Origin of the sequence: Fulvimarina endophytica, assembly GCF_003403015.1 — a bacterium.
Lineage (GTDB): Bacteria > Pseudomonadota > Alphaproteobacteria > Rhizobiales > Rhizobiaceae > Fulvimarina > Fulvimarina endophytica.
Genome location: NZ_QURL01000002.1, coordinates 249,223 through 273,895, shown reverse-complemented (window position 1 = coordinate 273,895; position 24,673 = coordinate 249,223). Strand labels below are relative to the sequence as shown.

General features: G+C 65.8%; 26 protein-coding genes, 2 tRNA genes and 1 pseudogene. 8 read left to right on the top strand and 21 right to left on the bottom strand.

The window, feature by feature from the left end; all coding sequences use genetic code 11:
- Positions 1-38 precede the first annotated feature (38 nt).
- The 8 genes from DYI37_RS04730 to ssb form a co-directional block, all read right to left on the bottom strand.
- Positions 39-461 carry a DUF4864 domain-containing protein gene (locus tag DYI37_RS04730; protein WP_245413775.1) on the bottom strand — a complete coding sequence of 141 codons (423 nt, stop codon included), beginning with the start codon at positions 459-461 and terminating at the stop codon, positions 39-41.
- 289 nt (positions 462-750) lie between these two features.
- The gene (locus tag DYI37_RS04725; protein ID WP_116682053.1) at positions 751-1,038 is read right to left on the bottom strand and encodes a hypothetical protein; all 288 of its coding nucleotides are present in this window, start codon (positions 1,036-1,038) and stop codon (positions 751-753) included.
- Positions 1,039-1,134: 96 nt separating this feature from the next.
- A tRNA-Lys gene (locus DYI37_RS04720) sits at positions 1,135-1,210 on the bottom strand.
- 396 nt (positions 1,211-1,606) lie between these two features.
- Positions 1,607-1,771 (bottom strand): hypothetical protein, encoded by a 165-nt coding sequence (locus tag DYI37_RS19915; RefSeq protein ID WP_158555084.1) that lies wholly within the window; start codon positions 1,769-1,771, stop codon positions 1,607-1,609.
- Between the two features lie 129 nt (positions 1,772-1,900).
- Entirely contained in the window at positions 1,901-2,347 is a 447-nt protein-coding gene (locus DYI37_RS04715) for a hypothetical protein (protein ID WP_116682052.1), read from the bottom strand.
- Between the two features lie 160 nt (positions 2,348-2,507).
- A complete protein-coding gene (locus DYI37_RS04710; protein WP_116682051.1) occupies positions 2,508-3,062 on the bottom strand; it encodes a hypothetical protein in 555 nt (184 codons plus the stop codon).
- A gap of 72 nt (positions 3,063-3,134) precedes the next feature.
- Positions 3,135-4,715: a hypothetical protein gene (locus DYI37_RS04705; protein ID WP_116682050.1), complete on the bottom strand. Its 1,581-nt coding sequence runs from the start codon at positions 4,713-4,715 to the stop codon at positions 3,135-3,137.
- Between the two features lie 444 nt (positions 4,716-5,159).
- A complete protein-coding gene (gene ssb / locus DYI37_RS04700; protein ID WP_116682049.1) occupies positions 5,160-5,690 on the bottom strand; it encodes a single-stranded DNA-binding protein in 531 nt (176 codons plus the stop codon).
- Positions 5,691-5,934: 244 nt separating this feature from the next.
- On the opposite strand from ssb, the gene uvrA reads away from it, so the two are divergent.
- Positions 5,935-8,862 (top strand): excinuclease ABC subunit UvrA, encoded by a 2,928-nt coding sequence (gene uvrA / locus DYI37_RS04695; RefSeq protein ID WP_116682048.1) that lies wholly within the window; start codon positions 5,935-5,937, stop codon positions 8,860-8,862.
- A 43-nt stretch (positions 8,863-8,905) separates the two neighbouring features.
- Here uvrA and DYI37_RS04690 read toward each other — a convergent pair whose 3' ends face one another.
- Together DYI37_RS04690 and DYI37_RS04685 are read right to left on the bottom strand one after the other, a co-directional pair.
- Positions 8,906-9,826, bottom strand: a complete 921-nt coding sequence (locus DYI37_RS04690; RefSeq protein WP_116682047.1) for a C40 family peptidase — start codon at positions 9,824-9,826, stop codon at positions 8,906-8,908.
- A 26-nt stretch (positions 9,827-9,852) separates the two neighbouring features.
- The gene (locus DYI37_RS04685; RefSeq protein ID WP_116682046.1) at positions 9,853-11,259 is read right to left on the bottom strand and encodes a leucyl aminopeptidase family protein; all 1,407 of its coding nucleotides are present in this window, start codon (positions 11,257-11,259) and stop codon (positions 9,853-9,855) included.
- 158 nt (positions 11,260-11,417) lie between these two features.
- Here DYI37_RS04685 and DYI37_RS04680 point away from each other — a divergent pair, with 158 nt between their 5' ends.
- Positions 11,418-12,260: a tetratricopeptide repeat protein gene (locus tag DYI37_RS04680; protein WP_116682045.1), complete on the top strand. Its 843-nt coding sequence runs from the start codon at positions 11,418-11,420 to the stop codon at positions 12,258-12,260.
- A gap of 109 nt (positions 12,261-12,369) precedes the next feature.
- Positions 12,370-12,930 carry an RBBP9/YdeN family alpha/beta hydrolase gene (locus DYI37_RS04675; RefSeq protein ID WP_116682399.1) on the top strand — a complete coding sequence of 187 codons (561 nt, stop codon included), beginning with the start codon at positions 12,370-12,372 and terminating at the stop codon, positions 12,928-12,930.
- 67 nt (positions 12,931-12,997) lie between these two features.
- Here DYI37_RS04675 and DYI37_RS04670 read toward each other — a convergent pair whose 3' ends face one another.
- Positions 12,998-13,774 carry an HpcH/HpaI aldolase family protein gene (locus DYI37_RS04670; RefSeq protein ID WP_116682044.1) on the bottom strand — a complete coding sequence of 259 codons (777 nt, stop codon included), beginning with the start codon at positions 13,772-13,774 and terminating at the stop codon, positions 12,998-13,000.
- Positions 13,771-14,082 (bottom strand): DUF1476 domain-containing protein, encoded by a 312-nt coding sequence (locus DYI37_RS04665; RefSeq protein ID WP_116682043.1) that lies wholly within the window; start codon positions 14,080-14,082, stop codon positions 13,771-13,773. Before DYI37_RS04665 ends, DYI37_RS04670 begins: the two co-directional genes overlap by 4 nt.
- Before the next feature lie 341 nt (positions 14,083-14,423).
- On the opposite strand from DYI37_RS04665, the gene purC reads away from it, so the two are divergent.
- From purC to DYI37_RS04645, 4 genes are all read left to right on the top strand, one after another.
- Complete coding sequence (gene purC / locus DYI37_RS04660) at positions 14,424-15,188, top strand: phosphoribosylaminoimidazolesuccinocarboxamide synthase (RefSeq protein ID WP_007065826.1); 765 nt, start codon at positions 14,424-14,426, stop codon at positions 15,186-15,188.
- Between the two features lie 70 nt (positions 15,189-15,258).
- Positions 15,259-15,501: a phosphoribosylformylglycinamidine synthase subunit PurS gene (purS, locus tag DYI37_RS04655; RefSeq protein ID WP_116682042.1), complete on the top strand. Its 243-nt coding sequence runs from the start codon at positions 15,259-15,261 to the stop codon at positions 15,499-15,501.
- 54 nt (positions 15,502-15,555) lie between these two features.
- The gene (gene purQ / locus DYI37_RS04650; protein ID WP_116682041.1) at positions 15,556-16,236 is read left to right on the top strand and encodes a phosphoribosylformylglycinamidine synthase subunit PurQ; all 681 of its coding nucleotides are present in this window, start codon (positions 15,556-15,558) and stop codon (positions 16,234-16,236) included.
- Positions 16,233-16,643: a hypothetical protein gene (locus tag DYI37_RS04645; protein WP_116682040.1), complete on the top strand. Its 411-nt coding sequence runs from the start codon at positions 16,233-16,235 to the stop codon at positions 16,641-16,643. Before purQ ends, DYI37_RS04645 begins: the two co-directional genes overlap by 4 nt.
- A gap of 16 nt (positions 16,644-16,659) precedes the next feature.
- On the opposite strand, the gene DYI37_RS04640 is transcribed toward DYI37_RS04645, so the two are convergent.
- Positions 16,660-17,064 carry a gamma-glutamylcyclotransferase family protein gene (locus tag DYI37_RS04640; RefSeq protein ID WP_116682039.1) on the bottom strand — a complete coding sequence of 135 codons (405 nt, stop codon included), beginning with the start codon at positions 17,062-17,064 and terminating at the stop codon, positions 16,660-16,662.
- 103 nt (positions 17,065-17,167) lie between these two features.
- Complete coding sequence (locus DYI37_RS04635; RefSeq protein WP_116682038.1) at positions 17,168-19,057, bottom strand: hypothetical protein; 1,890 nt, start codon at positions 19,055-19,057, stop codon at positions 17,168-17,170.
- 150 nt (positions 19,058-19,207) lie between these two features.
- Here DYI37_RS04635 and DYI37_RS04630 point away from each other — a divergent pair, with 150 nt between their 5' ends.
- Entirely contained in the window at positions 19,208-19,954 is a 747-nt protein-coding gene (locus DYI37_RS04630; RefSeq protein ID WP_116682037.1) for a pyridoxine 5'-phosphate synthase, read from the top strand.
- A gap of 71 nt (positions 19,955-20,025) precedes the next feature.
- Here the strand turns inward: DYI37_RS04630 and DYI37_RS04625 are convergent.
- From DYI37_RS04625 to DYI37_RS04595, 7 genes and pseudogenes are all read right to left on the bottom strand, one after another.
- A tRNA-Leu gene (locus DYI37_RS04625) sits at positions 20,026-20,109 on the bottom strand.
- Between the two features lie 109 nt (positions 20,110-20,218).
- Positions 20,219-20,800, bottom strand: a complete 582-nt coding sequence (locus DYI37_RS04620; RefSeq protein ID WP_116682036.1) for a MerR family transcriptional regulator — start codon at positions 20,798-20,800, stop codon at positions 20,219-20,221.
- 20 nt (positions 20,801-20,820) lie between these two features.
- Positions 20,821-21,192 (bottom strand): annotated as a pseudogene (locus DYI37_RS04615) (integration host factor subunit alpha); the annotation flags it as partial.
- A 92-nt stretch (positions 21,193-21,284) separates the two neighbouring features.
- Positions 21,285-22,259 (bottom strand): beta-ketoacyl-ACP synthase III, encoded by a 975-nt coding sequence (locus DYI37_RS04610; RefSeq protein ID WP_116682034.1) that lies wholly within the window; start codon positions 22,257-22,259, stop codon positions 21,285-21,287.
- On the bottom strand, positions 22,256-23,338 hold the full coding sequence (gene plsX, locus DYI37_RS04605; RefSeq protein WP_116682033.1) for a phosphate acyltransferase PlsX: 1,083 nt from the start codon (positions 23,336-23,338) through the stop codon (positions 22,256-22,258). Before plsX ends, DYI37_RS04610 begins: the two co-directional genes overlap by 4 nt.
- Positions 23,339-23,431: 93 nt before the next feature.
- Positions 23,432-23,992, bottom strand: a complete 561-nt coding sequence (locus DYI37_RS04600; protein ID WP_116682032.1) for a YceD family protein — start codon at positions 23,990-23,992, stop codon at positions 23,432-23,434.
- Positions 23,989-24,528 (bottom strand): ubiquinol-cytochrome C chaperone family protein, encoded by a 540-nt coding sequence (locus DYI37_RS04595; protein WP_116682031.1) that lies wholly within the window; start codon positions 24,526-24,528, stop codon positions 23,989-23,991. Before DYI37_RS04595 ends, DYI37_RS04600 begins: the two co-directional genes overlap by 4 nt.
- Positions 24,529-24,673 lie beyond the last annotated feature (145 nt).

The following is a 24,673-nucleotide window of genomic DNA, read 5'->3' as shown; positions in this document are numbered from 1 at the left end:
CCGAGGCTTGCCGGGCTCCGGCCGGAAGGGCCCCGAGGTCAGACCGCGAGATCCTCGCTCTTGCGAAGCGAAACCCCTGTGATCTTCATTGACCCGTCCGCCTGCCGCTCGAGCCTGTAGTCGGCGATCCAGGCCTGACCGTTCGGATCGGTCATGAAGACGTCCTGACGGAACCCCTCGGCATCCCGGGTGAGGTCGCCGAAGGTCACATTGCTCGAGCGATAGACCGGCGGATATCCGTCGCGAACCATCCGCATGAACATGGCTTCGGATCCGAACATGGTTTGGATCTGCGGAGCGGCATAAGAGAAGGCCGTGTTGCCGTCGTCGGCGCGAAAGGCCTGGAGTTGGGCTCCGATGGCGCCGCGAATATCCGATGCGTCGTCCGCACGGGCCGGCGTGGCGAAGACGAGCGCGAGCACCGTCATCACCATTGAAAGACGTGAAAGACCGAGGGCCATGATGCGATGCTCCCTTTCGCGTGCACAAACGAATGTTCGTTCGAACCCGATCGGGGGAAGCACCGGCACCGCTCACGATTGGGTGAGCGCCACCGTCGAGGAACGGGCCCGCATGAGCGATGGGAGAGACGGGGAGTGGCGGCGACCCGTTCTAGGGTCATCGATACTTTCAGCGAACAATGAAGCTAGAAGCCCGGCGTCTCGCCGAACGGATCGCTCGTGCCGGCCATCGAAGCCCCGGTCGGCCGGCCTACGGGACGATATTCGAGAGCGGAGGGGCCGCCTCGCCTCAGCGTGTCTCGGCTTCGATCCGGCGCAGGGTATCGCGGCCGCCTTCGACGAGCCCGCGTCCTTCGCGAAGACGGGCTTCGCTGGCGTCCCGGTCGGCCCGCGCCTCGCGGATGATGGTCTCGCCTCGCGCGATGTCGCGCTCGGCGGCCAGCGCCTCGTCGGCGAGGGATTGCCGGCGCTCGGCGTCGGATGCCAGCCTCTCGCCGAAGGTCGGCTCGCTTGCACAGCCTGCGAGGGCGAGAAGAAGGACGGAGGAGATGGCGGCGATCGAAACGGATCTGGTCATCGGTTTCTTGCCCTCTGTTTCATGGCTGGCAGATATGTCGGGCACCATGCGATCCCGGCCGGCCTTGGCGTCAAAGGGAACCGGCGATGGCGGGGATGGTGGGCGCGCAGGGACTCGAACCCTGGACCTACAGATTAAAAGTCCGTTGCTCTACCAACTGAGCTACGCGCCCCAACCACGACACGAGCGACCGAGCCGGAAGAAGTCCATCCGTCGGCCGCTCAGGCGTTCGCCCGGAGGATGGCTGCGGTCTTCGCAGGGAGGCGTCTCGACGCCGCCCGCGAACCACGAGCTTGCCGCCCGGCCGGTGCGCGGCCCTTATGACCTATCGGGCGTCCAGGGGTCAAGCACTTCGCCCCCGCTGATTTGCCGCAAGTGGGACCCGGCATCGGGCGGGATCGATCGGCGGACCAAGAGGTGCCAAGAGCCGAGCCGCGTTCACGCGATGCGAGATCGCGGTTTCATCGATGCGGCCATGGAACGGATGATCGGGAGACCGGCTGGAGATTCGGGTGGGATGCGCGAGGGCGCTTTCGGCAGGAGCGCGGTCGCATGAGGGACGGGAGAATCAGGCCGCCAGATTGATATCGAGATCCTTGCGCAGGCGTTCGATCTCTTCCTGGAGGAGGTCGATCCGGCAGCGCCGCAGGGAATTGATCGCCCGGTCCGTCCTGATTTCAGCCGACCATTCCGCGAGAAACTGACGGATCTTGTGGGCATCCAGAGTGGACATCGCCTGTTCGATACGGGCGTCGGCAGGTTCTGATCGTTGATCTTGCGGAACCATCGGGTGCACTCCTTTGCGGATGGCCCAACCCTAGGTTCCGAAGCTGACACCATGCTGGACAAGCGGTCCGCACGGTCACCGATTGACCGAGGTGATCCTCAGCCGACTCTTCAGATCGTTGATTTCCTGCGTGACCGCGCGGATATGGCGCTCGGCCCACTGGTGCTCCTCGAATTTCAGGTCGAAATTCGCCTTCAGCTCCTCGCACTCGATCAGCTTGGCCTCGAGCACCGCCGCAAGCTTCAGATACTCCTCGTCCTGCGTCTTGATGACGGTCTCGAGTTCGGAAATGCGTCCACGCACCTCTTCCTCGCGTTGTCTCGACACGGCGAGGAGATGATCGAACTCGCGGGATTTCTCGTACAGACGCCTGGTCAGATCGTCGATCAGGTCGCCGATCTCCGCAATCGTATCGAGCGACTGCATGCACCTCTCGCTCTGCCGGGCGCCATGCTGCGTCCGGTGCGTGGAGGTCGAGACATCGGTGTAATAGACGGTCTTCTTCGTCCCCATATATGCCATGGCCATGATCCTCGAATGGCCCCGCTACCGGCCGTGACAGACATTCGCAGACCGGCTCGGACGATGTCCGGTCCGGTGGTTGCGAGGTCTCGCGATACCGCGCGACCTCTCGCACTTCGGGCAAGCCCGCATGCCTGCCCGAACCGATGCGGATTTCTGCTCAGTCGTCGGACATGTGGTCGATCTCGAGATCGGACAGTTCGATTTCGAGGCGGTTCACATAAGGCCCGAAGCCCTGGCGAACGGCTTCGTTGATCTTGACCAGCCAGTTCTCGGCATCCTGCGCGCGCTTCTCGGCGAGCTTCGCCCGCAGATTGGCCGCCTTGATCTCGTCCTGCGCGGCGGCCAGACGGCCGTTCATGGCGCGCAGGTCGTTGCGGCTCTGGAGCGAGACCTGTTCGAGCTCGTTCTCGAGGGCTGCCACGCGCTCCTCGCTGAAACGGATCGATTCGCAGGCTTCCTGAACGAGTTCGAGCGTCGCCGCCCAGTCGCTGGACATGTGGGCGCCTTCCGACGTCTGTTCGGGACGCGCACGGGACTTTCCGCCACGCTCCGTCTGGGCCTCTTCCGAGGAGATGGTCCGCAGCACCCAGTCGTTATTGGTCTGGAAGTTCGACAACTGAGAATCGTCCGCATCGCGGCCCGGTTCGATCTCGAATTCGGCCTCGATCGCATCATCCTCGATGAGCGTCTTGTTCAGCGCAGTCTCTGCCATGGGTTGCACTCCTCGATTGGACGGTTCTACTGACCGGAAGGGTGCGGTCCGGCGATCGGCCGCACGATCTCGTTAGGGCTTGTCGTTCGGGTCTCTCGTCCGCGAACGGAAATGACTGACATTGTTCGTCGGCTCGTCCCGGGGGATCTCGTCCTCGAAATCCTCCTCGGGCGGCCGCTCATCGGAAAACTCGACGGGAAGGTCCGCATCGTCGGTGGCGGTGCGCAGCGCGCGGTTGCTCCGCTTCAGCGCCTCGTTCTGCTTCTGCAGCCAGGACCGGCTCTCGCGCGCGATCTTGAGCGCGCCCTGGGCGAGCGTGCGCTCGGCCTTCTCGGCTTCCAGATCCTCGAGGAGGCGCCGGTTCGCCGCCTTGAGCGCAGCCTTTTCCTTCTCGAAGCGCTGGGTGAGCTCGTCCATCTGATCGGCGCGCGCCTCGACCTGTTCGAGCGCGGAATCGAGCGCCGCGCTCTTGCCGGACAGCGCCTTGTTCAGCATGGCGGCGCGCTTGGCCGCCTCGTCCGAGGCCTGCTTGATCTCGTTGAACTGCTGGGTCCTGTCCTTCAGCTGCTGTTCGAGAACCGCATTCTCGCGGTCTCTCATGCGCATGCCCTTCTCGGCATCGCGCAGGGCCGCCTCGTATTTCTGGATCATGTTGTCGCGATCGCCCTGGGCCGTTCGCAACTGGCCGATCGTCTGGTCCATCGCGGCAGTCCGCGCGTTGAGCTCCTCCACCTTCAGCGTCATCGACGCCTTCTCGGCGGCAAGGCTCGAATTCTGAAGGCCGGCCTGATGCAGCGCGGCCTCGTGCTCCGTGCGTTGGGCGACGAGGCGACCTTCGAGATCCTCGATCGCGGCGAGCTGCTGGCGGCTCGCCTTTTCCAGCTCGCCCGCGCGCGCCTCGTGCTCGACCAGCTGCAGAACCTGCTGGTCGACGATCTTCTGCAGGCGACCGAGCTCGGCTTCGAGCCGGGCGGAGCGCTCCTTGGCGGTGTCGCGATCGGCGATCGCCGCCTGCAGGTCCTCGGCATAAGCGGAGGCCTTGGAGGAGAGATGGCTCAGCTCGGCTTCGACGGCCTGACGGTTTTCGTGTTCGAGATCCGCACGCTTCTCCGCATTGCGGCGCAGCGATTCCAGCTCGTCCTCGCGGATGCGCAGCTCCGCCGCATCCTCTTCCGCCTTCTCGACGGCCGCTTCCAGCGCCGCGATCCGCTTGGCGGTCCGCAGCTTCTCGTCCTCGAGCAGGGAGAGCCGACGGCGCAGCCCTTTCAGCTCGTCGCGCGCAGACCGGTTCTCCTCGCTCTCGCGCTCGAGAAGCGCCTGATATTCGATCAGCCGGGATTTTGCCTGGGGAAGTTCGGTCGCCATTTCGGCGATCGGCGCGGCGAGGAGATTGAAATCCTCAGCCAGGGACTTCAGGTCCTCCAGCCGGTCGGCCATGTATCCGAAGCGCACGTGAAGAAGTTCGTTGCGCTCGCCGAGATTTTCGAGAGGCGCATAGGAATTCTTCTTTGCCGCAGGCGCCGCCTGCGGCGCGTCTTCGGCGACAGCCTGCCCTTCAGGCCCGCGCCCTGCCGGCTGAGGACGCGCTTCCTTGCCCGAATCCGCCGTCAGGCCGGCCTTGTGTGAAAAGAAGGTCCGCCAAGAAATTGTCAAAGGCTGATTCTCAGGTGCGAAAGTGTCGTCGATTGGGGCGAAAATTAAGCGGAAGTTAACGAAGTGTCAATTTTTAACGGTCGGTCCGGGGGCATGATCGCGCCGCAAAATCATCGACATGCGGCGGCTCGACCACACCCTGCCGCTCCATGGCCTCACCGGGCATGAAGCGGTTGAAGCAGGACGCGGAACCGGTGCAGCCTGTCCGCCTTGCGTGCATCCCGCCTTCGGCCTGAACGGCCGATTTCGAAACCGGTGCTCCGGCTCTCGCCCGTCACCCTCCGCCTCGGATCATCGCAAGTCCGAACTTACCCTTCGGCTCCGGCCCTCCCGGCCCGGTTGGAAGACGAGTGACGGGCTCCGAGATCAGGCCGAAGAGGGCGAGACGCCGGAGCTTCGATCAGGCAAGGCGGATGCGAGACAGCGCCCTGCCCTCACCGATCGTCAGAACGGAATTTCGTCGTCGAAATCGCGCGAGCCGCCGCCCGAGGAGCCGCCGCCATAACCGCCACCTCCGGATCCGCCGCCGTAGTCGCCACCGCGCGAGCCGCCACCGCCGCCGCCACGAGAACCGCCGCCGCCGCCATAGTCGCCGCCGGGACCGCCACCACCGCCGCCTTCGCCGCGCCCGTCGAGCATGGTCAGCGAACAGTTGAAGCCCTGCAGCACGACCTCGGTCGTGTACTTCTCCTGCCCGTCCTGACCCTGCCACTTGCGGGTCTGCAGCTGGCCCTCGAGATAGACCTTCGAGCCCTTCTTCACATACTGCTCGATGATCTTGTTGAGACCCTCGTTGAAGCAGACCACCCGGTGCCACTCGGTCTTCTCGCGCCGCTCGCCGGAATTGCGATCGCGCCAGGTCTCGGAGGTGGCGAGGGAGAAGTTGGCGATGGCCTTGCCGTCCTGGGTGCGACGCATCTCCGGGTCCGCGCCGAGATTGCCGACGAGAATGACCTTGTTGACGCTGCCTGCCATCGAAACGCTCCTTTGTCCGAATTCGAGCGAACCTAACCACCCGCCCCGATGCGCGAAAGGGCGGCCCCCGCGCGATCAACAGGAAAGACGTCCACCGGATCGCCGCCGGTTTCGCCCGGCTCGACATCCCGTGAGAACAAAGTTAGAACACGGTAAATCGGCGAGTCAATATCGGCTTTAAACCGGGGCACCTCTCCCATAGATATGTCTCGCCTCATCACAATACGACAGACCGGTACCCTTCATGGCCGACCTCAAGACGATCTCCATTCGCGGCGCGCGCGAACACAATCTGAAGGGCGTCGACCTCGACCTTCCGCGCGACAGGCTGATCGTCATGACGGGCCTTTCGGGCTCGGGAAAGTCCTCTCTCGCCTTCGACACCATCTATGCGGAGGGCCAGCGCCGCTATGTCGAGAGCCTCTCGGCCTATGCGCGCCAGTTTCTGGAGATGATGCAGAAGCCGGACGTGGACTCGATCGAGGGCCTGTCGCCGGCCATCTCCATCGAACAGAAGACGACTTCCAAGAACCCGCGCTCGACGGTCGCGACCGTCACCGAGATCTACGACTACATGCGCCTGCTCTTTGCCCGGGTCGGCGTGCCGATCTCGCCCGCGACGGGCCTGCCGATCGAAAGCCAGACCGTCAGCCAGATGGTGGACCGGGTTCTGGCGCTCGAGGAAGGCACGCGGCTCTATCTGCTCGCGCCGATGATCCGCGGGCGCAAGGGCGAATACCGCAAGGAACTGGCCGAACTCCAGAAGAAGGGCTTCCAGCGGGTCAAGATCGACGGCGAATATCACGAGATCGCCGACGCTCCGGCGCTCGACAAGAAATACAAGCACGATATCGACGTGGTGGTGGACCGCATCGTGGTGCGCGAGGACATGAAGTCGCGGCTCGCCGATTCCATCGAGACGGCCCTTGGTCTTGCGGACGGCCTCGCGGTCGCCGAGTTCGCGGACCGGCCGCTCGCCAAGGAGCGCCTCGCGGATGCGGGCGCCAATCGCAGCAAGAACGAGACCCATGAGCGGCTTCTCTTCTCCGAGAAGTTCGCCTGCCCGGTCTCCGGCTTCACCATCCCCGAGATCGAACCGCGCCTGTTCTCCTTCAACAATCCCTTCGGCGCCTGCCCGACATGCGACGGGCTCGGCGCCCAGCAGGCGGTCGACCCGAAGCTTGTGGTTCCGAACGAGAACCTCACCCTGAAGGACGGGGCGATCTCGCCCTGGGCGAAATCCACCTCGCCCTATTACGGACAGACGCTGGAAGGGCTCGGCAAGCATTACGGCTTCAAGCAGACCGACAGATGGGCCGATCTCTCCGACGAGGCGAAGGCTGTGATCCTGGAAGGCACCGGCAAGGAGAAGATCGAGTTCCGCTTCAAAGACGGGCTGCGCGCCTATACGACGACGAAGACCTTCGAGGGCGTGGTTCCGAACCTCTCGCGCCGCTGGCGCGAGACGGATTCGAGCTTCATGCGCGAGGAGATCGAGCGCTTCATGTCGGCGACGCCCTGCCCCTCCTGCAACGGCTACCGGCTGAAGCCCGAGGCGCTCGCGGTGAAGATCTCCGGACGCCATATCGGCGAGGTGAGCGGGCTCTCGATCCGCGATGCCGCCGAATGGTTCGAGACCCTGCCGGCGGGCCTTTCCGACAAGCAGAACGAGATCGCGGTGCGGATCCTGAAGGAGATCCGGGACCGGCTGCGCTTCCTCAACGATGTGGGGCTCGACTATCTCACCCTGTCGCGCTCCTCGGGCACCCTGTCGGGCGGCGAGAGCCAGCGCATCCGCCTCGCCTCGCAGATCGGCTCGGGGCTGACGGGCGTGCTCTACGTTCTGGACGAACCCTCGATCGGGCTGCACCAGCGCGACAACGAGCGCCTGCTCATCACGTTGAAGCACCTGCGCGATATCGGCAATACGGTGATCGTGGTCGAGCATGACGAGGACGCGATCCTCCAGGCCGACTACGTGGTCGATATCGGCCCGGCGGCGGGCGTCCATGGCGGGCGCGTCATCGCGGCGGGCACGCCGGACGAGATCATGGCGAGCGACGCCTCCCTCACCGGGCGCTATCTTTCGGGCGATCTCGGCGTTCCCGTTCCCAAGACGCGGCGCAAGGCCAAGAAGGGCAAGGCGGTCAAGGTCGTCGGTGCGCGCGGCAACAACCTGAAGAACGTGACGGCCGAGCTTCCTCTCGGCCTGTTCTCCTGCGTCACCGGCGTGTCGGGCGGCGGCAAGTCGACCTTCCTCATCGAGACCCTGTTCAAGGCCGCCTCGCGGCGCATCGCGAACGGCCGCGACGTTCCGGCCGAGCACGACCGGATCGAGGGGCTCGAACATCTCGACAAGATCATCGATATCGACCAGTCGCCGATCGGCCGCACGCCGCGCTCCAACCCGGCCACCTATACCGGCGCCTTCACGCCGATCCGCGACTGGTTCTCGGGTCTGCCGGAGGCGAAGGCGCGCGGCTATCAGCCGGGACGCTTCTCCTTCAATGTGAAGGGCGGGCGCTGCGAAGCCTGCCAGGGCGACGGCGTCATCAAGATCGAGATGCACTTCTTGCCCGATGTCTACGTCACCTGCGACGTTTGCGACGGCAAGCGCTACAATCGCGAGACCCTGGAGGTCACCTACAAGGAGCGCTCGATTGCCGATGTCCTCGACATGACGGTGGACGAGGGCGTCGATTTCTTCTCGGCGGTGCCTGCCGTGCGCGACAAACTCCTGGCGCTGCAGGAGGTCGGGCTCGGCTATATCAAGGTCGGCCAGCAGGCGACGACGCTGTCCGGCGGCGAGGCGCAGCGGGTGAAGCTGGCCAAGGAGCTGTCGCGCAAGGCGACCGGCAAGACGCTCTACATCCTCGACGAGCCGACGACCGGCCTCCACTTCCACGATGTCGCCAAGCTTCTCGAAGTGCTGCACGACCTCGTCGACCGGGGCAATACGGTGGTGGTCATCGAGCACAATCTGGAGGTCATCAAGACCGCCGACTGGCTGATCGATATCGGCCCCGAAGGCGGCGACGGCGGCGGCGAACTGGTCGCGTCCGGCACGCCCGAGGAGATCTGCAAGGTGGAGCGGTCCTATACCGGCCGGTTCCTGAAGGATCTTCTGGAGCGCCGTCCCGCCAAGAAGGTGACGAAGATCGCGGCCGAGTGACGAGCGGGCCGAAACCAGCCGCGTTGATCACCGCGCTCCCCGCTCAATCCTCGCTCGCCCCTGCCTCGCTCACCTTCGCCGCGAGCCTGCGGACCGCGCTCAGCGTCGCGCCTTTCTTCTCGAGACGCTCCAGCGCATCGTTCAACGGTTCGATCGCCGTCATCATGTGGTGGGCGTTGGCGTGGATGATGCGCCGTCCGTCCACCATGATCCCGACATGGCCCGGCCAGAAGATCAGATCGCCGCGCTGCAGAGCCTCGATGCCGGCGATCCGCGTGCCGAGCTCGCGCGCCTGATCGCCGGAGTCGCGGGGCGCATCGATCCCGGCCATCTGGCAGGCGAGCTGCACGAGCCCCGAGCAGTCGATGCCGAGCGCGCTCTTGCCGCCCCACAGATAGGGGGTTTCGAGAAATCGCTCGGCGACGGCGACGAAATCTTCTACGTCCTTGCCGAGAGCCGTCGCATGCTGCTGGACGATCGCGCCGCCGCTGGCGAGGAGATGGTAGCGGGCATTGCGGTCCTCGGCCTCCTCCACCGCGGTGACCAGCGCCCCCATGGGAAGGTCCGCGACCGGTGGGCGTTTGATGTCGGGTTCGGGAAAGAGAAGCGTGCGCGGAACGGCGATCCGGTGCGTCGGAAGGCTCGCCTCGGTCTCCTCGCCGAGCCGTTCGAGCGCGGCGAAGGGCGTGTAGCCCACATAGCCGTCGTCATCGAGCTGCACCCAGGCCCAGGGCTCGCCGTCCGGCCCGCTCGTCTCGTCGAAGACCAGAAGGCGCTCACCGAACAGGGCCTCGGTGTCGAGGAAGGCGTCGTGATCGGGTTCGCGATGGAGAGGGGCGAGCGGGACGGCGACGACGGCCGGAATGCCATCGACGAAACGCGCCGCCGAGACCTGGCCCTTCAGCCGGATGTCGGCGAGGTCGTCGCGATAGGCGTTGAGGCGCGGATTGAGCGGTTCGGTCATGGGAGCCTGCCTGGAGCGGGTTTCGGTCAGCGTGCCGGGTAGCGGGTCGACAGAATGTCGAATAGGGAGCGGATGGCATAGGCCTCGCCCCCGACCGGCCCGATGGCGGAGGCGGAGGGCCGCCATCCGTAGATGTCGAAATGGGCCCAGGTCGTCGCCTTCTCCACGAAGCCTTCGAGGAAGAGCGCCGCCGTGATGGCGCCGGCAAAGCCGCCGGAGCTGACATTGTTGGTGTCGGCGACCTTGGACGAGAGATCGCCCGCATAGGGCCGGTAGAGCGGCAGGCGCCAGGAGGGATCGGCAAGGCGCGTACCGGCCTCGGCCACCTCGCCGGCGAAAGGATCGCTGCCGGTGAAGAAGGCCGGCAGGTCCGGCCCGAGCGCGACCCGGGCCGCCCCCGTCAGCGTCGCCATGTCGATCATCAGCTCCGGTTCCTCCTCGTCGCCATAGGACAGGGCGTCGGCAAGGACGAGACGGCCTTCCGCATCGGTATTGCCCACCTCCACCGTCCGGCCCTTGCGGCTCGTCAGGATGTCGCTCGGGCGAAAGGCGTTGGCCGAGATCGAATTCTCGACGGCCGGAACGAGGACGCGCAGGCGCAGATCGAGCTTCGTCGCCATGATCATCGCGGCAAGACCGAGAACATTGGCTGCGCCGCCCATGTCCTTCTTCATGAGAAGCATGCTCGAGGGCGGCTTGATGTCGAGCCCGCCGGTATCGAAGCAGACGCCCTTACCGACCAGCGTCACCTTCGGCGCATCCTTGCGGCCCCAGACCATCTCGACGAGACGGGGCGCCGAGGCGCTCGCCCGACCGACCGCATGGATCATCGGAAAGTTGTGTTCGAGAAGATCCTCGCCGGTGATCGCCGACACCTCGGCGCCGTGGCGTGCGGCAAGATCGCGGATCGCCGTTTCGAGTTCGCCCGGACCCATATCGTTGACCGGCGTGTTGATGAGGTCGCGCGCAAGGGCGACGCCGTCCGCGACCGCCGTGATCTTGTCGAGATCGCGCCCCTCGCCGAGGTGGATCTCGATGTTCGGACCCGAGGCATCGCCGCTCGCGCCGCTCTTGTAGCGGTCGAAACGATAGGCGCCGAGACGAAGGGCAAGGCCCGTCAGGTCCATGTCGAGGCCACAGGTCCCGTCGAGATGGAAGGCGCCCTCGGGGAGCGCGCGGGCGAGCGCACCGGCAAGAAGGGCTGCGCGGGCGCCATCGCTCGGGTCGCGCTCCTCCGCCTTGCCGAGGCCGAGGAGAACGCAGGCGAGACCGCCATCCCCCGGCACGAGGCAGACCGAGCCGGCCTTCGCCTCGAACCGCGAGATCTCGGCCCAGCGCCTCGCCTCGTCCGGCAGGCTGTCTCGCGTTGCGGGGCGAACGGGCAGGATCGGACGCGAGGACGCGGAGCGATCGGCGGTCAGGGTCACGGACATCGGGGTTCCTCGAAACATGGGCATTTCAGCAGGCGGCAGGCTCTCGCGAAGCGGAACGAACCCGCCGCCGGGTCAGCGAAGCAGGGTCGCGGCAAGATAAGGCCGCTATCAATGCGCGGAAACCCCATCTGGCAGACCGGTGACGAGGCCAAGAGCTCATGCGCATGACCAGTTCGATCACGGCTTCGAAAAAGGCCGCCCCAATCCTCGCAGCCGCTGCCCTCCTCGCAGTGGCGGGCTGCGCCACCAAGACCGAGAAGGTCAGCTACGAGACGACCGGCTCGATCGCGCCCTCGGCCTATGCGAGCTCCGACGACATGTCGGCCCGCTCCGTCGCCGAGATGTCGCCGAGCGAATTGCGCAGCGCGGTCGACGCCTATGGCCAGCGTTACGAGGCCGATCCCAAGAACAAGCAGATCGGGCTCGCCTATTCGGCCGCGCTCCAGATGGCGGGCCGGAACGAGCAGTCGCTCGCCGTCATGCGGCAGATCGCGATCGCCCACCCGGAAGACCGGGCCGTCCTGTCCGCCTACGGCAAGGCGCTCGCGGCGGCGGGCGATCTTCCGAAGGCTCTGGAGACCGTGCGCCGGGCGCAGACCCCCGATTATCCCGATTGGCGCCTCTATTCGGCCGAAGGGGCGATCCTCGACCAGCTGGGAAAGCCCCAGGAGGCGCGCGCCCTGTTCCAGAAGGCTCTCGTCCTCAAGCCGAACGAGGCGACGGTCCTCTCCAATCTCGGAATGTCCTATCTGATGAGCAACGAGCCGGCATCGGCCGAGCGCTATCTGCGTCTGGCCCTCGCCCAGCCCGACGGCGATGCCCGCATCCGCCAGAACCTCGCCCTCGCGATCGGCCTCCAGGGTCGCTTCGAGGAGGCCGAGCGGGTCGCGGCCGAGACGCTCTCGCCGCAGGAAGCCGAAACCAATATCGCGTTCCTGCGCGGCATGCTCTCCCAGTCCAACACCTGGTCGAAGCTCGAAGCCGAGGGCGGCCAGGGCTGAGCCCGGACGCGCCGACCGTTCCGGCGCGCAGGCTTCCCCGGGGCGCGCCGGCCTTTCCGGCGCGCGAGCTCCGTTGACTTTGCAGGGCCCAGCTTCCATGTCAGCCGGCATGCGAGTTGCCGAAGCTGACATCCTCATCATCCCTGGTTACAAGGGATCGCCAGACACCCATTGGCAGACCCGGTGGGAGAGCAAGCTCTCCACCGCCCGGCGCGTGGAACAGCGCGAATGGTCGAAGCCCGTGCGCGAGGATTGGGTCGGCGCCGTTGCCGAAGCGATCGATCAATCGACGCGCCCCGTCATCCTCGTCGCCCACTCCCTCGGCGTTGCGGCTGCCGTCCACGCGGTGGAGAAGGCGAAGAAGCCTGTGACGGGCGCCTTTCTCGTCGCGCCGCCCGATGTGGAGAACGCGGCGATCCGGCCGAAGCATCTGATGACCTTCGGCCCCTATCCGCGCATTCCCCTGCCCTTCCCCTCGATCGTCGTCGCGAGCCGCAACGACGTCTTCTCCTCCTTCGAGGCCGCCGAGGACATCGCCGGGGCCTGGGGCTCGCTCTTCATCGATGCGGGCGAATCCGGGCATATCAACGGCGATTCGGGCCATGGTCCCTGGCCCGAAGGCCTTCTGACCTTCGGCAAGTTCATGAGCAAGCTTTCGGCCGCAGCCTGAACGGCGCGAGACGGCCGGTCGCACCCCGAACCTGACGCGACCGGCTTTCCGGACCGGGGCCGCGCTCTCAGCCCCGCAGATCGCTCGCAAGTTGCGCCGTGCCGTCGGCGATGACCTTCAGATCCGAGCCGACGCAGACATAGCTGAAGCCGAATCCGCTGTAGAGCCGCGCCTGACCGGGGTTCGTCGCATAGCAGGCGGCGATCTTGCCGTGCCTCGAACAGGCAGCGACGATATCCGCCATCGCCGTCTTCAGCCTCGCGCCTTCGAGATCCGCCCTGCCGTCGTCCGACAGGGCGATCGACAGATCGCTCGGCCCCACGAACAACCCGTCGAGCCCTTCGATCCCGGCGATCTCGTCGATCGCATCGAGGGCACGGCGCGTCTCGATCATCGCGAATGCGAAGGTCTCGGTGTTCGCCTTGGCGACATAGGCGCCCGCATCCCCGTCAGCCGAGAGCAGCGCCGCGCGGATCGGCCCGAAGGAGCGCAGGCCGAGCGGCGGATATTTCGCGTGCCTCACGAAGGCGCGGGCCTCGTCCGCCGTCTCGATCATCGGCGCGATGATGCCGCCTGCGCCCATGTCGAGCACCCAGGAGGCGAGCGCGAAGGCGTCGACAGGGACGCGCACGACGACCTGACGGCCGAACCCGTGGGCGCGCGTGATGGCGTCCCGCACGTCGCTCTGGTCGATGAGGCCATGCTGCATGTCCAGCGTGACGATGTCGAAATCCGCTCGGAAGAAGGCCTCCTGGGTGAAGGGATCGGGCGAGCCGAGCCAGGCGGACATCGCCGTTTCGCCCGTCTCGAAGATCCCCTTCAACGGCTTGCGGCCAGCGGTCATTCGGCCATCACCTGCTTTTCGGCTTCGTGAAGAAGCGCCTCCATCCGCTCCCGGATCTCGGCGTCTGAGATGCCGGTTCCGGCGAGATCGGCCTTCAGGTGGTCGGACACGTCCCGGTCGCCCGGTCCGTCGAAATCGGCGCGAATGATCTCCTGCGCATAGGCGCGGGCCTCGTCCTCGCTCTTGCCGAGCTTTTCGGCCGCCCAGAGGCCCAGGAGCTTGTTGCGCCGCATCCGAATCCGGAACTTCAGTTCCTGATCGTGGACAAACCGGTTTTCGAAATCCCGTTCGCGATCCTGCATCGTCATCGTCGTCACCCTTTTCAACCGGCGTCGGACGGGCCGTCGCGCAGCCCGATCGCCTCCGCCACAGGCATGGAACATGGCGCATGGCCGGGCGAACGCTAGGCCGGCCATGCTCCATCGTCCAATCAAATACGGGGAAAAGCCGGCCTCAGTGCGTGCGCAACGCACCCGAACGGGCCGCCTTCCTTGACGTTCGGGCGCGGGATGCCGACCTTCATCGGGGAGTTCGTCTCCCACGCGCCCGCCTGCAGATTGTGATCGCGGGCACTTTGGTCTATTCACGCAGGCGACGCGACCCTCGGCAGCCCCCTGCCCGGGCCCGCAAGCCAAGAACAGAGTAAGATATGACACGTCGCCGCCGCATCTACGAAGGCAAGGGCAAGATCCTCTACGAGGGCCCCGAACCCGGCACGCTCGTCCAGTTCTTCAAGGACGACGCCACCGCCTTCAACAAGAAGAAGCATGAGATCGTCGACGGCAAGGGCGTCCTCAACAACAGGATTTCCGAATACATCTTCGGCCATCTGAACAAGATGGGAATCCCGACGCACTTCATTAAGCGGCTCAACATGCGCGAGCAGCTGATCAAGGAAGTCGAGATCATCCCGCTGGAAGTGGTGGTGCGCAACATCGCGGCCGGATCGCTCGCCAAGCGCCTCGGCATCGAGGAAGGCACGGTGTTGCCGCGCTCGATCATCGAATTCTACTACAAGGCCGACCAGCTCGACGATCCGATGGTCTCCGAAGAGCACATCACGGCCTTCGGCTGGGCATCGCCCCAGGAAATCGACGACATCATGGCTCTCGCCATCCGGGTCAACGACTTCCTGTCCGGCCTCTTCCTCGGCGTCGGCATCCAGCTGATCGATTTCAAGATCGAGACGGGCCGCCTGTTCGAGGGCGACATGATGCGCATCGTCGTCGCCGACGAGATCTCGCCGGACTCATGCCGCCTGTGGGACATCAACACCCAGGAAAAGATGGACAAGGATCGGTTCCGCCGCGACATGGGCGGGCTGGTGGAGGCCTATCAGGAGGTCGCCCGCCGGCTCGGCATCATGAACGAAAACGAGCCGCCCCGCCCCTCCGGGCCGGTGTTGGTGAAGTGAGGCGGATCGCTCCCGTCAAGCGGCCGGCACCGGCTTTGAAACTCATCCACTCGAAAGACAGGCAGATCCAGTGACCAAGGCGCGTATCGTCGTCACCCTGAAGAACGGTGTTCTCGACCCCCAGGGCAAGGCGATCCAGGGCGCCCTCGGCCATCTGGGCTTCGAGGGCGTGGGAGAGGTTCGTCAGGGCAAGGTGTTCGACATCGAACTCGCCGGCGAGGACCCGGCCGAGGCCGAAAGGCGCCTTGCCGACATGTGCGACAAGCTTCTCGCCAATACGGTGATCGAGAACTATTCGATCACCGTGGAATGAAACGGGCGGAGGCCGCTCGTTGAGCGAGCCTCCAGCCGCATCTGGTCCGGTCCCATGAACACCACCGTCGTCCTCCTCCCCGGCCTCAACCGCGATCGCGACATGATCGCGGCACTGAAGACGATCACCGGCAAGGCGCCCGCGACCGTCTGGCAGACCGAGACCGCCCTGCCGAAATCCGATCTCGTGGTCATTCCGGGCGGCTTCTCCTTCGGGGACTATCTGCGCGCCGGCGCGATCGCCGCCCGCTCGCCCGTGATGCGCGCGGTCGCCGAGGCCGCGGCGAAGGGCGTACCGGTTCTCGGCGTCTGCAACGGCTTCCAGATCCTCTGCGAGGCGGGCCTCCTGCCGGGCGCGCTGATGCGCAACACGACGCTGCGCTTCGTGTGCCGCGAGGTGAAGCTGGAAGTCGTGAACGCCCGCACGCGCTTCTCCTCCGGCTATGCGAACGGACAGGTGATCCGGTGCCCGGTCGCCCATCACGACGGCAATTATTTCGCGGACGAGACGACGCTGCAGCAACTCATCGACGGCGACCAGATCGTCTTCCGCTATGCCGAGGCGACCAATCCGAACGGCGCGATCAACGACATCGCCGGCATCGTCAATGCGGCCGGCAACGTGCTCGGCATGATGCCCCACCCCGAAAACCTGATCGAGCCGGAGCATGGCGGCACGGACGGACGCGCGATCTTCGAGAGCGCGCTCGGCATGGCGGGCAGGATCGCCGCGTGAGGTTCGCGCACACCAGGCCGGCGACGGGCGCTGTTTTCGCTCTTCTGACGATCCTGTCGGCCTGTGCGAGCGCGCCCGAGCCGGAACCCTCCACTTCGCCCTCCCAGGCCGGTCTCGACCTCATGGAGCGGCTGACGCTGAATGCGGATCGCTGCTGGTTCAAGTCGGGCGATCCGGCCTTCGACGGCTATGGCCTTGCGCCCGAACTCGCCTCGTTCTCCGGCAAGCCCCGCTTTCTCCTGACCCCGGCCGGACAGCCCGAAGCCCGCCCGCTTCTCGTCGTCGAGGGCCAATCGGGAAGCGCCGATGTCTCGATCTACGGGCCGCTCCTGTCCGAGGAGATCGGCCAGCGCGCCCGCGCCGACGTCCTGCGCTGGCAGTCGGGAAGCGACGACTGCGTCGTCTGACGCTGAACGCGCAGCGTCAAATGCGTCCCTCGTAGACCGCCCAATCGCCTCCCGGCACCACGGGGTCGTCCTCCGATACCTGTGAGATGTAGACCCAGGCCTGCAGGTCGGGCTCGATCAGCCGCATCTTGCGTCGGATATAGAGCGAGGACGCCTCGTCGGCGGCGTCGTATTCCTCCCAGCGATCGAAGACCGCGAAAGCGTCGGCGAGAAGGATCTCGTGCAGCTCGGCCTCGACGGTCGGGCCGGTTCCCGTCCGGTCGGCATCGGCCGGATAGAAGCCCGGATAGGCGCCGTGATCGCGCAGGACGCCCGCGAGGCGGCAGGGCTGCAGAAACCGTGTCAGTCCGGCGCGTGAGGGCGCCTGCGAGGCGCGAGCGCGCTCCATGAGCGTTCCATAGAACGCGATGTAATCCGTCATCGGCCCGCTGCCCTAAAAATTGAGGGGAGGACGGTGTCGTCCGAACAGAAAAGGCGCGGGCCAGGCGGGCCCGCGCCTTCGTCGAGTGAGCGAATGATCTCGATCAGCAGCCGCTCGCGGACAGCTGAACGCGCGCTCCATCAGTGCTGTCGAGCGTGACCGAGCATCCGTCGCCGAGATCGAAGGACTGGCCGACCTCGAGGGCCTGGCGTCCCTTGTTGAGAACGGCGAGTGTCGCTCCGCCGTCTCTGACGGAAGACACGAAGACGGACTTGCCGCCGAAGCTCGTCGCCTGGCCGACCGAGAGCCCTTCGCTGTCATTGCCGCCCTGCGAAGCGGCGCCTTCACCGTTCGCGGAGGAACCGCCCTGCGCAGCCTCGCCTTCGGACGAAGCGCCCTGCTCGCCCGACGATCCGGACGCGGCGGCATTGTCGCCGCCCTGAGATGCCTGACCGTTCTGGCCGGTCTGGCCGGCTTCGCCCTGTGCCGCATCGCCGCCCTGCCCGTTCGAATCGGACTGGTTCTGGCCGGCGGCCTGGTTCTGGTTCTGGTTCTGGTTCTGGTTCTGGTTCTGGTCACCGGCTTCGGAGGACGTGCCGCCGCCGTTCCCCTGAGCCTCCGCGCCATTGCCCGAACCGGACGGCTGAGGCTGCTGGGACTGTTCGGCCTGCCCACCTTCGGTCGTCGCCGCGGGCTGCTGGCCCTGCTGCTGAGACTGGTCCTGGCCCTGCGACTGCTGGCCTCCGCCATTTCCGCATTCTGTGCTGGAGAAATAGGCGGCCCCACCGGCGACGCCTGCGAGGGTCACCGAACAACCATTGCCGAGATCGACGGAATCACCAGCCGACACGCTCTGGCCTTCGCCACCGCCTTCACCGATCGCGACCTCGGCGCTGCCGGCGCCGGCATCGATCGAAACGAGGTGAAGCCGAGTCTGGCCGAAAATGGCCGCCTGTTCGGGCAGGAGGATCGCACCGCTCGCACCGATCTTCTCGGCGAGAGCTGCCGGGTCGGCCTCACCGGAACCCGACTGACCGCCGGATCCGGATGCCGCCTGCTGCGCGCCGTTGCCACCGCCACTGCAACCGTCCGCCGTCAGGAACGCGGCCCCGCCGGCGACACCTGCAAGGCTGAGCCTGCAATCGTCCGAAAGATCGATGCTGTCCCCGCGCGAGACCTCGCGGCTCTCACCATTGACCTTGAGGGTGACGGTTCCGTTCTGACCGTCGACATTCGACAGGACGACCTGCGTGCCGCCGAAGACCGCGCCCTGCTCGGCAAAGAGGATCGCGCCGGACGAGCCGACCTGCTCGATCAGGCTCATCGCGTCGCCGCCCTCACTGGAGGACTGGGCATTCGCCCCCGTCTGTTCGCCGTTCGAGGACGCCGAAGCCTCGCTCGACTGGGCCGGCTGCTGCGAGGCGGCAGACTGCTGGCTCTGCGAATCGCGCATCGCCTGCATGGCGGCCGCCTGTTCGTCGGCCCGGCTCTGCGCCTCGCTCTGGATTGCCTGCAGGCGCTCGCCCATGGAGGACTGGTTGTCTGCGATGGAGCTCACCGACTGGGTCAGCTGGTTGATCTGGCCCTTCAGCTCCTCCGACAGGCCCGATGTCTGGCTGGAAACGCTCTGCGAGATCTCGTCGAGCTTCTGGCGCAGGGTGCCGATCTGCTCCTCGACGCTGCTCTGGACCGAGGAGGCCGCGCTGGTCGCGGCCTGTCCTGCCTGATTGGCCTGGGCGGCCACGGCGTCGGTGAGCGAGGCGACATGGTTCTGGAGCGCGACGACCTGCTGGCCGATCGCATCCTGTTGCTGGGCTGCGGCGCCCTGCTGCTTGGAGACCTCGTTCGTCAGCGCCGCAAGCCGCTCATCGAGCGAGGATTGAGCCGAAGCGACGCGATTTTCGACGCTGCCCACGTCCGGCCCCATCAACCAACCGACGAACAGACCGACCAATGCCGCGACGACGATTGGAATGAACTTAGAGCCGCCCATGGCGCACCTCCTCCAGAACCGCTTTCCCGGCACAGAGTTGCCGTCGCCCGGAGCCAAGTCAACAAGCGCACTTTCAAAAACGTGGCGTTGCGCCAGTTTGCGTGGCACCAATTCGAACGGCACCCCAGGAACCGGACGTCGGAGACGAGAATGCCCACAGAACTTTCGGTGAACCTCAACGCGGTCGCCATGCTGCGCAACCGGCGCGACCTGCCCTGGCCAAGCGTGACGGCACTCGGCCGGATCGCGCTCGATGCGGGCGCGCACGGTCTCACGGTCCATCCGCGACCCGACCAGCGCCATATCCGCTTTTCCGATCTCCCGGCCTTGAGGCAGCTGATCGACGACGAATTTCCGCTCTCGGAGTTCAATATCGAGGGCTATCCGTCGGACGAATTCCTCGATCTGGTGGAGAGCGTCGCGCCGGAACAGGTGACGCTCGTGCCGGACGATCCGAGCCAGCCGACCTCCGATCACGGCTTCGATTTCCGGGCCGAGAAGGACCGCCTGAAACCCATCGTCGAGCGCCTGAAGGGTCATGGCGCGCGGGTTTCCATCTTCGCCGATCCCGATCCGGAGCAGATGGAGTTTGCGGCCGAAACGGGATGCGACCGGGTGGAACTCTATACCGGCCCCTATGGCGCGACCTTCGACGACGAGGAGGCGGCACGCCGCGAGATCGAGAAGCTGGGCGCCACCGCCGAGCGCGCGCGAAGCCTCGGTCTCGGCGTCAATGCCGGTCACGACCTGACCGTCGCCAACCTCCCTCCGCTCATCACCCGCTTCCCCGACCTAGCCGAGGTCTCGATCGGACACGGGCTGACCGCCGATGCGCTCGAATACGGAATGGCGGAAACGGTGCGGCGCTTCAGGAGAGCGTGCGGGCAGACCGTCTGACCGCAGGCTTCACTCGTCCCTGCCCCGGCAGGAAGAAAAGGTGAGAATCGGGAGAAGCTAGAATGCCGGCGTGGTACGGGCGGCGGGACTCGAACCCGCACGGCTTGCGCCTCCGGATTTTAAGTCCGGTATGTCTACCATTCCATCACGCCCGCATGGTGCCTCGCGGAAGCGACGATACCTGTCGCGGCGGCCGTTCGAGGCATCGGCTTCAGCCATAACAAGCAAGGCAGCGCGCGTCGAGATCGACCAGTGACAGGCGTCCTATCGAACCTGATCGAGGATCCTCTTGCATTCGAGGAGATCGAGGATGACCGCCTGCAGGCGCTCGGTCTGGGACCGGCTGAGCCCGTTGGGCGCCGTCTCGCCCGGGTCGCTCCGGCGCTTGAGGATGGAGCCAAGTCCCGGCCGCCGCTTCGCTTCCGCAGCTTCGGGCGGCATGTCCCGCGCCATCGTCGGCGGTGCGGTAAGCGCAAGGTCGTCGGGCAGTTCGGGCTCGTAAACCGATGCCACCGGCGCGTGTTCCGCCTCCTGGCCGGCTTCGGGATCGGGCACCGGTTCCGGGCTCAGATCGCCCGAGGCGGTGGCCGCGACGAAGCGGACGCCCTGCTCGCGCAAAAGCCGCTGCACGCCCTTGATGGTGAAGCCCTTGGCGTAGAGAAGAAAGCGGATGCCGTGCAGAAGCGCGACGTCCTCGGGCCGATAATAGCGGCGATTGCCCCCGCGTTTGAGCGGCTTGACCTGCGGAAAACGCGTCTCCCAGAATCGCAGCACATGCTGCGGGATCGCGAGTTCCGTCGCCACCTCACCGATCGACTTGAAGGCCTCGGGCGACTTCTCGTTCATGACAGGTCCCCGCTCGGCGCCTATTCGGCCGCGCGCATCTCTTGTTCGGCCGTGAACGCCTCGTCGGTGTCGGCGCCCCGCTTGCTCTCATGGGCTTCGAGCACCCGCTCCTTCAACACGTTCGATGGCTTGAAGACTGTCACCTTGCGCGGCGAGATCGGCACCTCGACGCCGGTCTTCGGATTGCGCCCGACCCGTTCGTCCTTGTCGCGCACGAGGAAGGAGCCGAAGGAGGAGATCTTCACCGACTGTCCGCTGGCGATGGTGTTGCACATCTCCTCGAGGACCATGTCCACGAGGGCCGAGGATTCGGTGCGCGACAGACCGAGTTTCCGGAAGACGGTCTCCGAGAGATCCGCACGTGTCAAAGTCTTGTTGCTCACAGCTTTCTCCGTGCTCTTCCGCCTCGCGCTCGCGCTGGCCGGGGCGTCCTCTCGACAGGGGTTTGCGTCATGGCATCACTATGTCGTGAGAGCCTAGCCGACTACCATCTCACAAGACAAGCGCCCCAGGTGAATCCACCGCCCATCGCTTCGAGAAGAACGAGCTGACCCTTCTGGATACGCCCGTCCCTGACGGCGATGTCGAGGGCGAGCGGGATCGAGGCCGCCGAGGTGTTGCCGTGGCGATCGACGGTGATCACCACCTTGTCCGGTGAGATGCCGAGTTTCTTGGCCGAGGCGTCGATGATGCGCCGATTGGCCTGATGGGGCACGAACCAGTCGATCTCGTCGGCGGAAAGGCCGGAGCGCTCGAACGAATCCTCGATCACGTCGGTAATCATACCCACCGCATGGCGGAAGACCTCGCGGCCCTCCATGCGCAGGTGCCCGACCGTGCCGGTGGAGGACGGTCCGCCGTCCACGTAGAGCTTTTCCTTATGGGCGCCGTCGGAGCGAAGCCGCGAGACGAGAACGCCGCGCTCCTCGCCCTCGCTGTCGCGCGCTTCGAGAACCAGCGCCCCCGCCCCGTCGCCGAAGAGCACGCAGGTCGAGCGATCCTCCCAGTCGAGGATGCGCGAGAAGGTTTCGGCGCCGATCACGAGCGCGCGCTTGGCGAGCCCGCCCTTGAGGTAGAGATCGGCCGTCGTCAGCGCATAGACGAAGCCCGAACAGACCGCATGGATATCGAAGGCGAAGCCGTGATGGATGCCGAGGCGGTTCTGGATCTGGACGGCGGATGCCGGAAAGGTGTTGTCGGGCGTGGCGGTCGCAAGGACGATGAGGTCGATATCGCTCGCCGTCAGCCCCGCCGCCTCGAGCGCCTTCTCGGCAGCCGCGGCCCCGAGCGAGACCGTGGTCTCGCCTTCCCCCGCGATGTGGCGCTGCTCGATGCCGGTGCGCTGCTTGATCCATTCGTCGGACGTTTCGACGACGCCCTCGAAATCGCGATTGGTCATCACCCGTTCCGGCAGGGCCGATCCGGTGCCGAGAACCACTGATCGATAGGATCCGTTCATGCGCTTGCGCTTCCGCTTTCTGCTTCCTGGCGTGTGGGCTCGGAGCCCATGCGATCGTGGAAGCTCTGAAGATCCGCCGCGATCTTGTCCATGAGTTCGTGGCGCGCCATCGCGTGGGCGAGATCGAGGGCGGCGGCGAAGCCCTCGGCGTCCGCGCCGCCATGGCTCTTGATGACGATGCCGTTGAGGCCGAGGAAGACCCCGCCATTCACCTTGCGCGGGTCCATCTTGTCCCTCAACCTGTCGAAGGCGCCCTTGGCGAGAATGTAGCCGAGCTTTGCAAGAATCGTGCGGCTCATGGCTTCGCGCAGGTAGGCGCCGATCTGCTTGGCCGTGCCCTCGGCGGTCTTGAGGGCGACATTGCCGGTGAAGCCTTCCGTCACCACCACGTCCACGGTGCCCTTGCCCAGATCGTCGCCTTCGACGAAGCCGTGATACTGGATGTGCTCGAGATTGGACTCCTTCAGGAGGCGACCCGCTTCGCGGACCTCGTCCTGCCCCTTCACTTCCTCGACGCCGATATTCAGGAGCCCGACCGTCGGGCGCTCTAGGCCGAACAGGGCCCGGGCCATCGCGCCGCCCATCATGGAGAAATCGATGAGCTGCTGGGCGTCGGCTCCAATCGTCGCGCCCACGTCGAGAACGATGCTCTCGCCGCGAAGCGTCGGCCAGATGGCGGCGATCGCCGGCCGCTCGATCTCGGCCATGGTGCGCAGGCAGAACTTGGCCATCGCCATCAGGGCACCGGTATTGCCGGCCGAGACGGAGACCTGAGCCTCGCCCGTCTTCACCGCCTCGATCGCCTTCCACATGGAGGAGCGCTGGCGTCCCTGGCGAAGCGCCTGGGAGGGCTTGGCATCCATGGCGATGGACATCTCGCAATGGTGGACGACGGATGCCTTCCGCAAGGCGGGATGGCCGTCCAGAACCTTTTCGATCGCCGTCTCGTCGCCGAACAGGACGAACCGCGTGTCGGGACGACGCTCCAGGGTGATGGCAGCTCCCGCAAGCGTCACCTCGGGTCCGAAGTCGCCGCCCATCGCATCGATCGCGATGGTCGTCGTTTTCACGTCACTCAATGCAAACTCGCCTTCCGAACCGTTCGATCGCTCCTTGGCGGAGGATCCGCCGCGACATTAACCGTCCTGCCCGATGCCGCAACCGGTGCCATGTCAGTTCTCGTCGCCCTGTTGCTTCTTAAGGGCGGAAAGGCCGGCGAAGGGCGAGATCTTGCCCTCCTCCGGCTCGGGATCGGTGTCGACCTCCTCGAAGGCCTCGCCCTCGTTTCGCGGAAACGGATCGAGTTCGAGCGCCAGCTGCTCCTCGATATAGGGGGAGAGATCGAAGCCTTCGCCCGAAAACGTCTCGGGCGGGTCCTCGCCTTCGGGATCGACGAAGAGTTCCTGCTCCTCGGGAGCGGGAATGCGCGCGAGCTTCGAGGTGTCCGGCACGAAGGTCATGCGGAAGTCCATGGCATAGGCGCGCTCGACCGGTTCGAGCGTGACGACGCTTTCCTGGATCGCGCGAGCCTCGATCGGTCCGGATACGCGCACGCCGCTCTTCTGCCACCGCTCGATATCGAGCGTGCCTGACAGATGCTGGAGTTCGACGAGACCGAGGGTCTGCGCGATCCGCGATCGCTCGGCCTCCGTCATGTCGAATTCGAGACGCTGGCCCGATTGCGGAAGCCGGGCCACGGCGACGAAGAGGGGGTTGGTACGCTCAGCGCTCACGGCTGGGTCTCCCTTTCGAGTTGGCCTATGAGAATCGCGTCCGGGGAGATGCCGGCGAGCCTCTCGTCCTCGGCGATCGCCTCGCGGGCGAGCATCCGCGCCTCCTCACCATCCGCGTCCGCATCCGCCTGGAGGGCGCGGCCGGGAAAGGCGCGAGCGATGGCCGCAGGCGCATCCTCGCTCGCAAACGCCTTGTCGTAGGCGTCGACGCGTTCGTAGAACTGGCCGGCAAGCTTGCGCATGCGCTTGGGCACGGACTGATCGCCGATGCCGATCTGGCGCAGGGTGTCGTCCATGTCGGCGATGAACCGGTCGACCACGTCCTGGGCGACGGGTTTCAGGGCCTCGCTGCCCCGGCAGCGCCGCAGGAACAGGAACATCTGGAGCGACAGGGCCTCGAACCTTCCCATCACGGTATCGGGAATGCCGCACGCCTCGAAGAGGACGGGGCGCCGGGCCCGCCCGACGATCGCCGCGTAGAGCTCGTCGATGATGCGGCGGTTGTGGCGCCGCCGCTCGCGCCATTGGGAGAACATGCGTTCGTCCGATCGAAAACTCGTCTATGGTGTCTGGCGGTGCCATAGGGCTTCGACGATTGCAACGCGGGAAGGTCTGATTTACGGATCGTTGCGATGTGCGCGGCCGACTTTCGGGGGCCGCCGCAACGAAGGGGTGACGCCC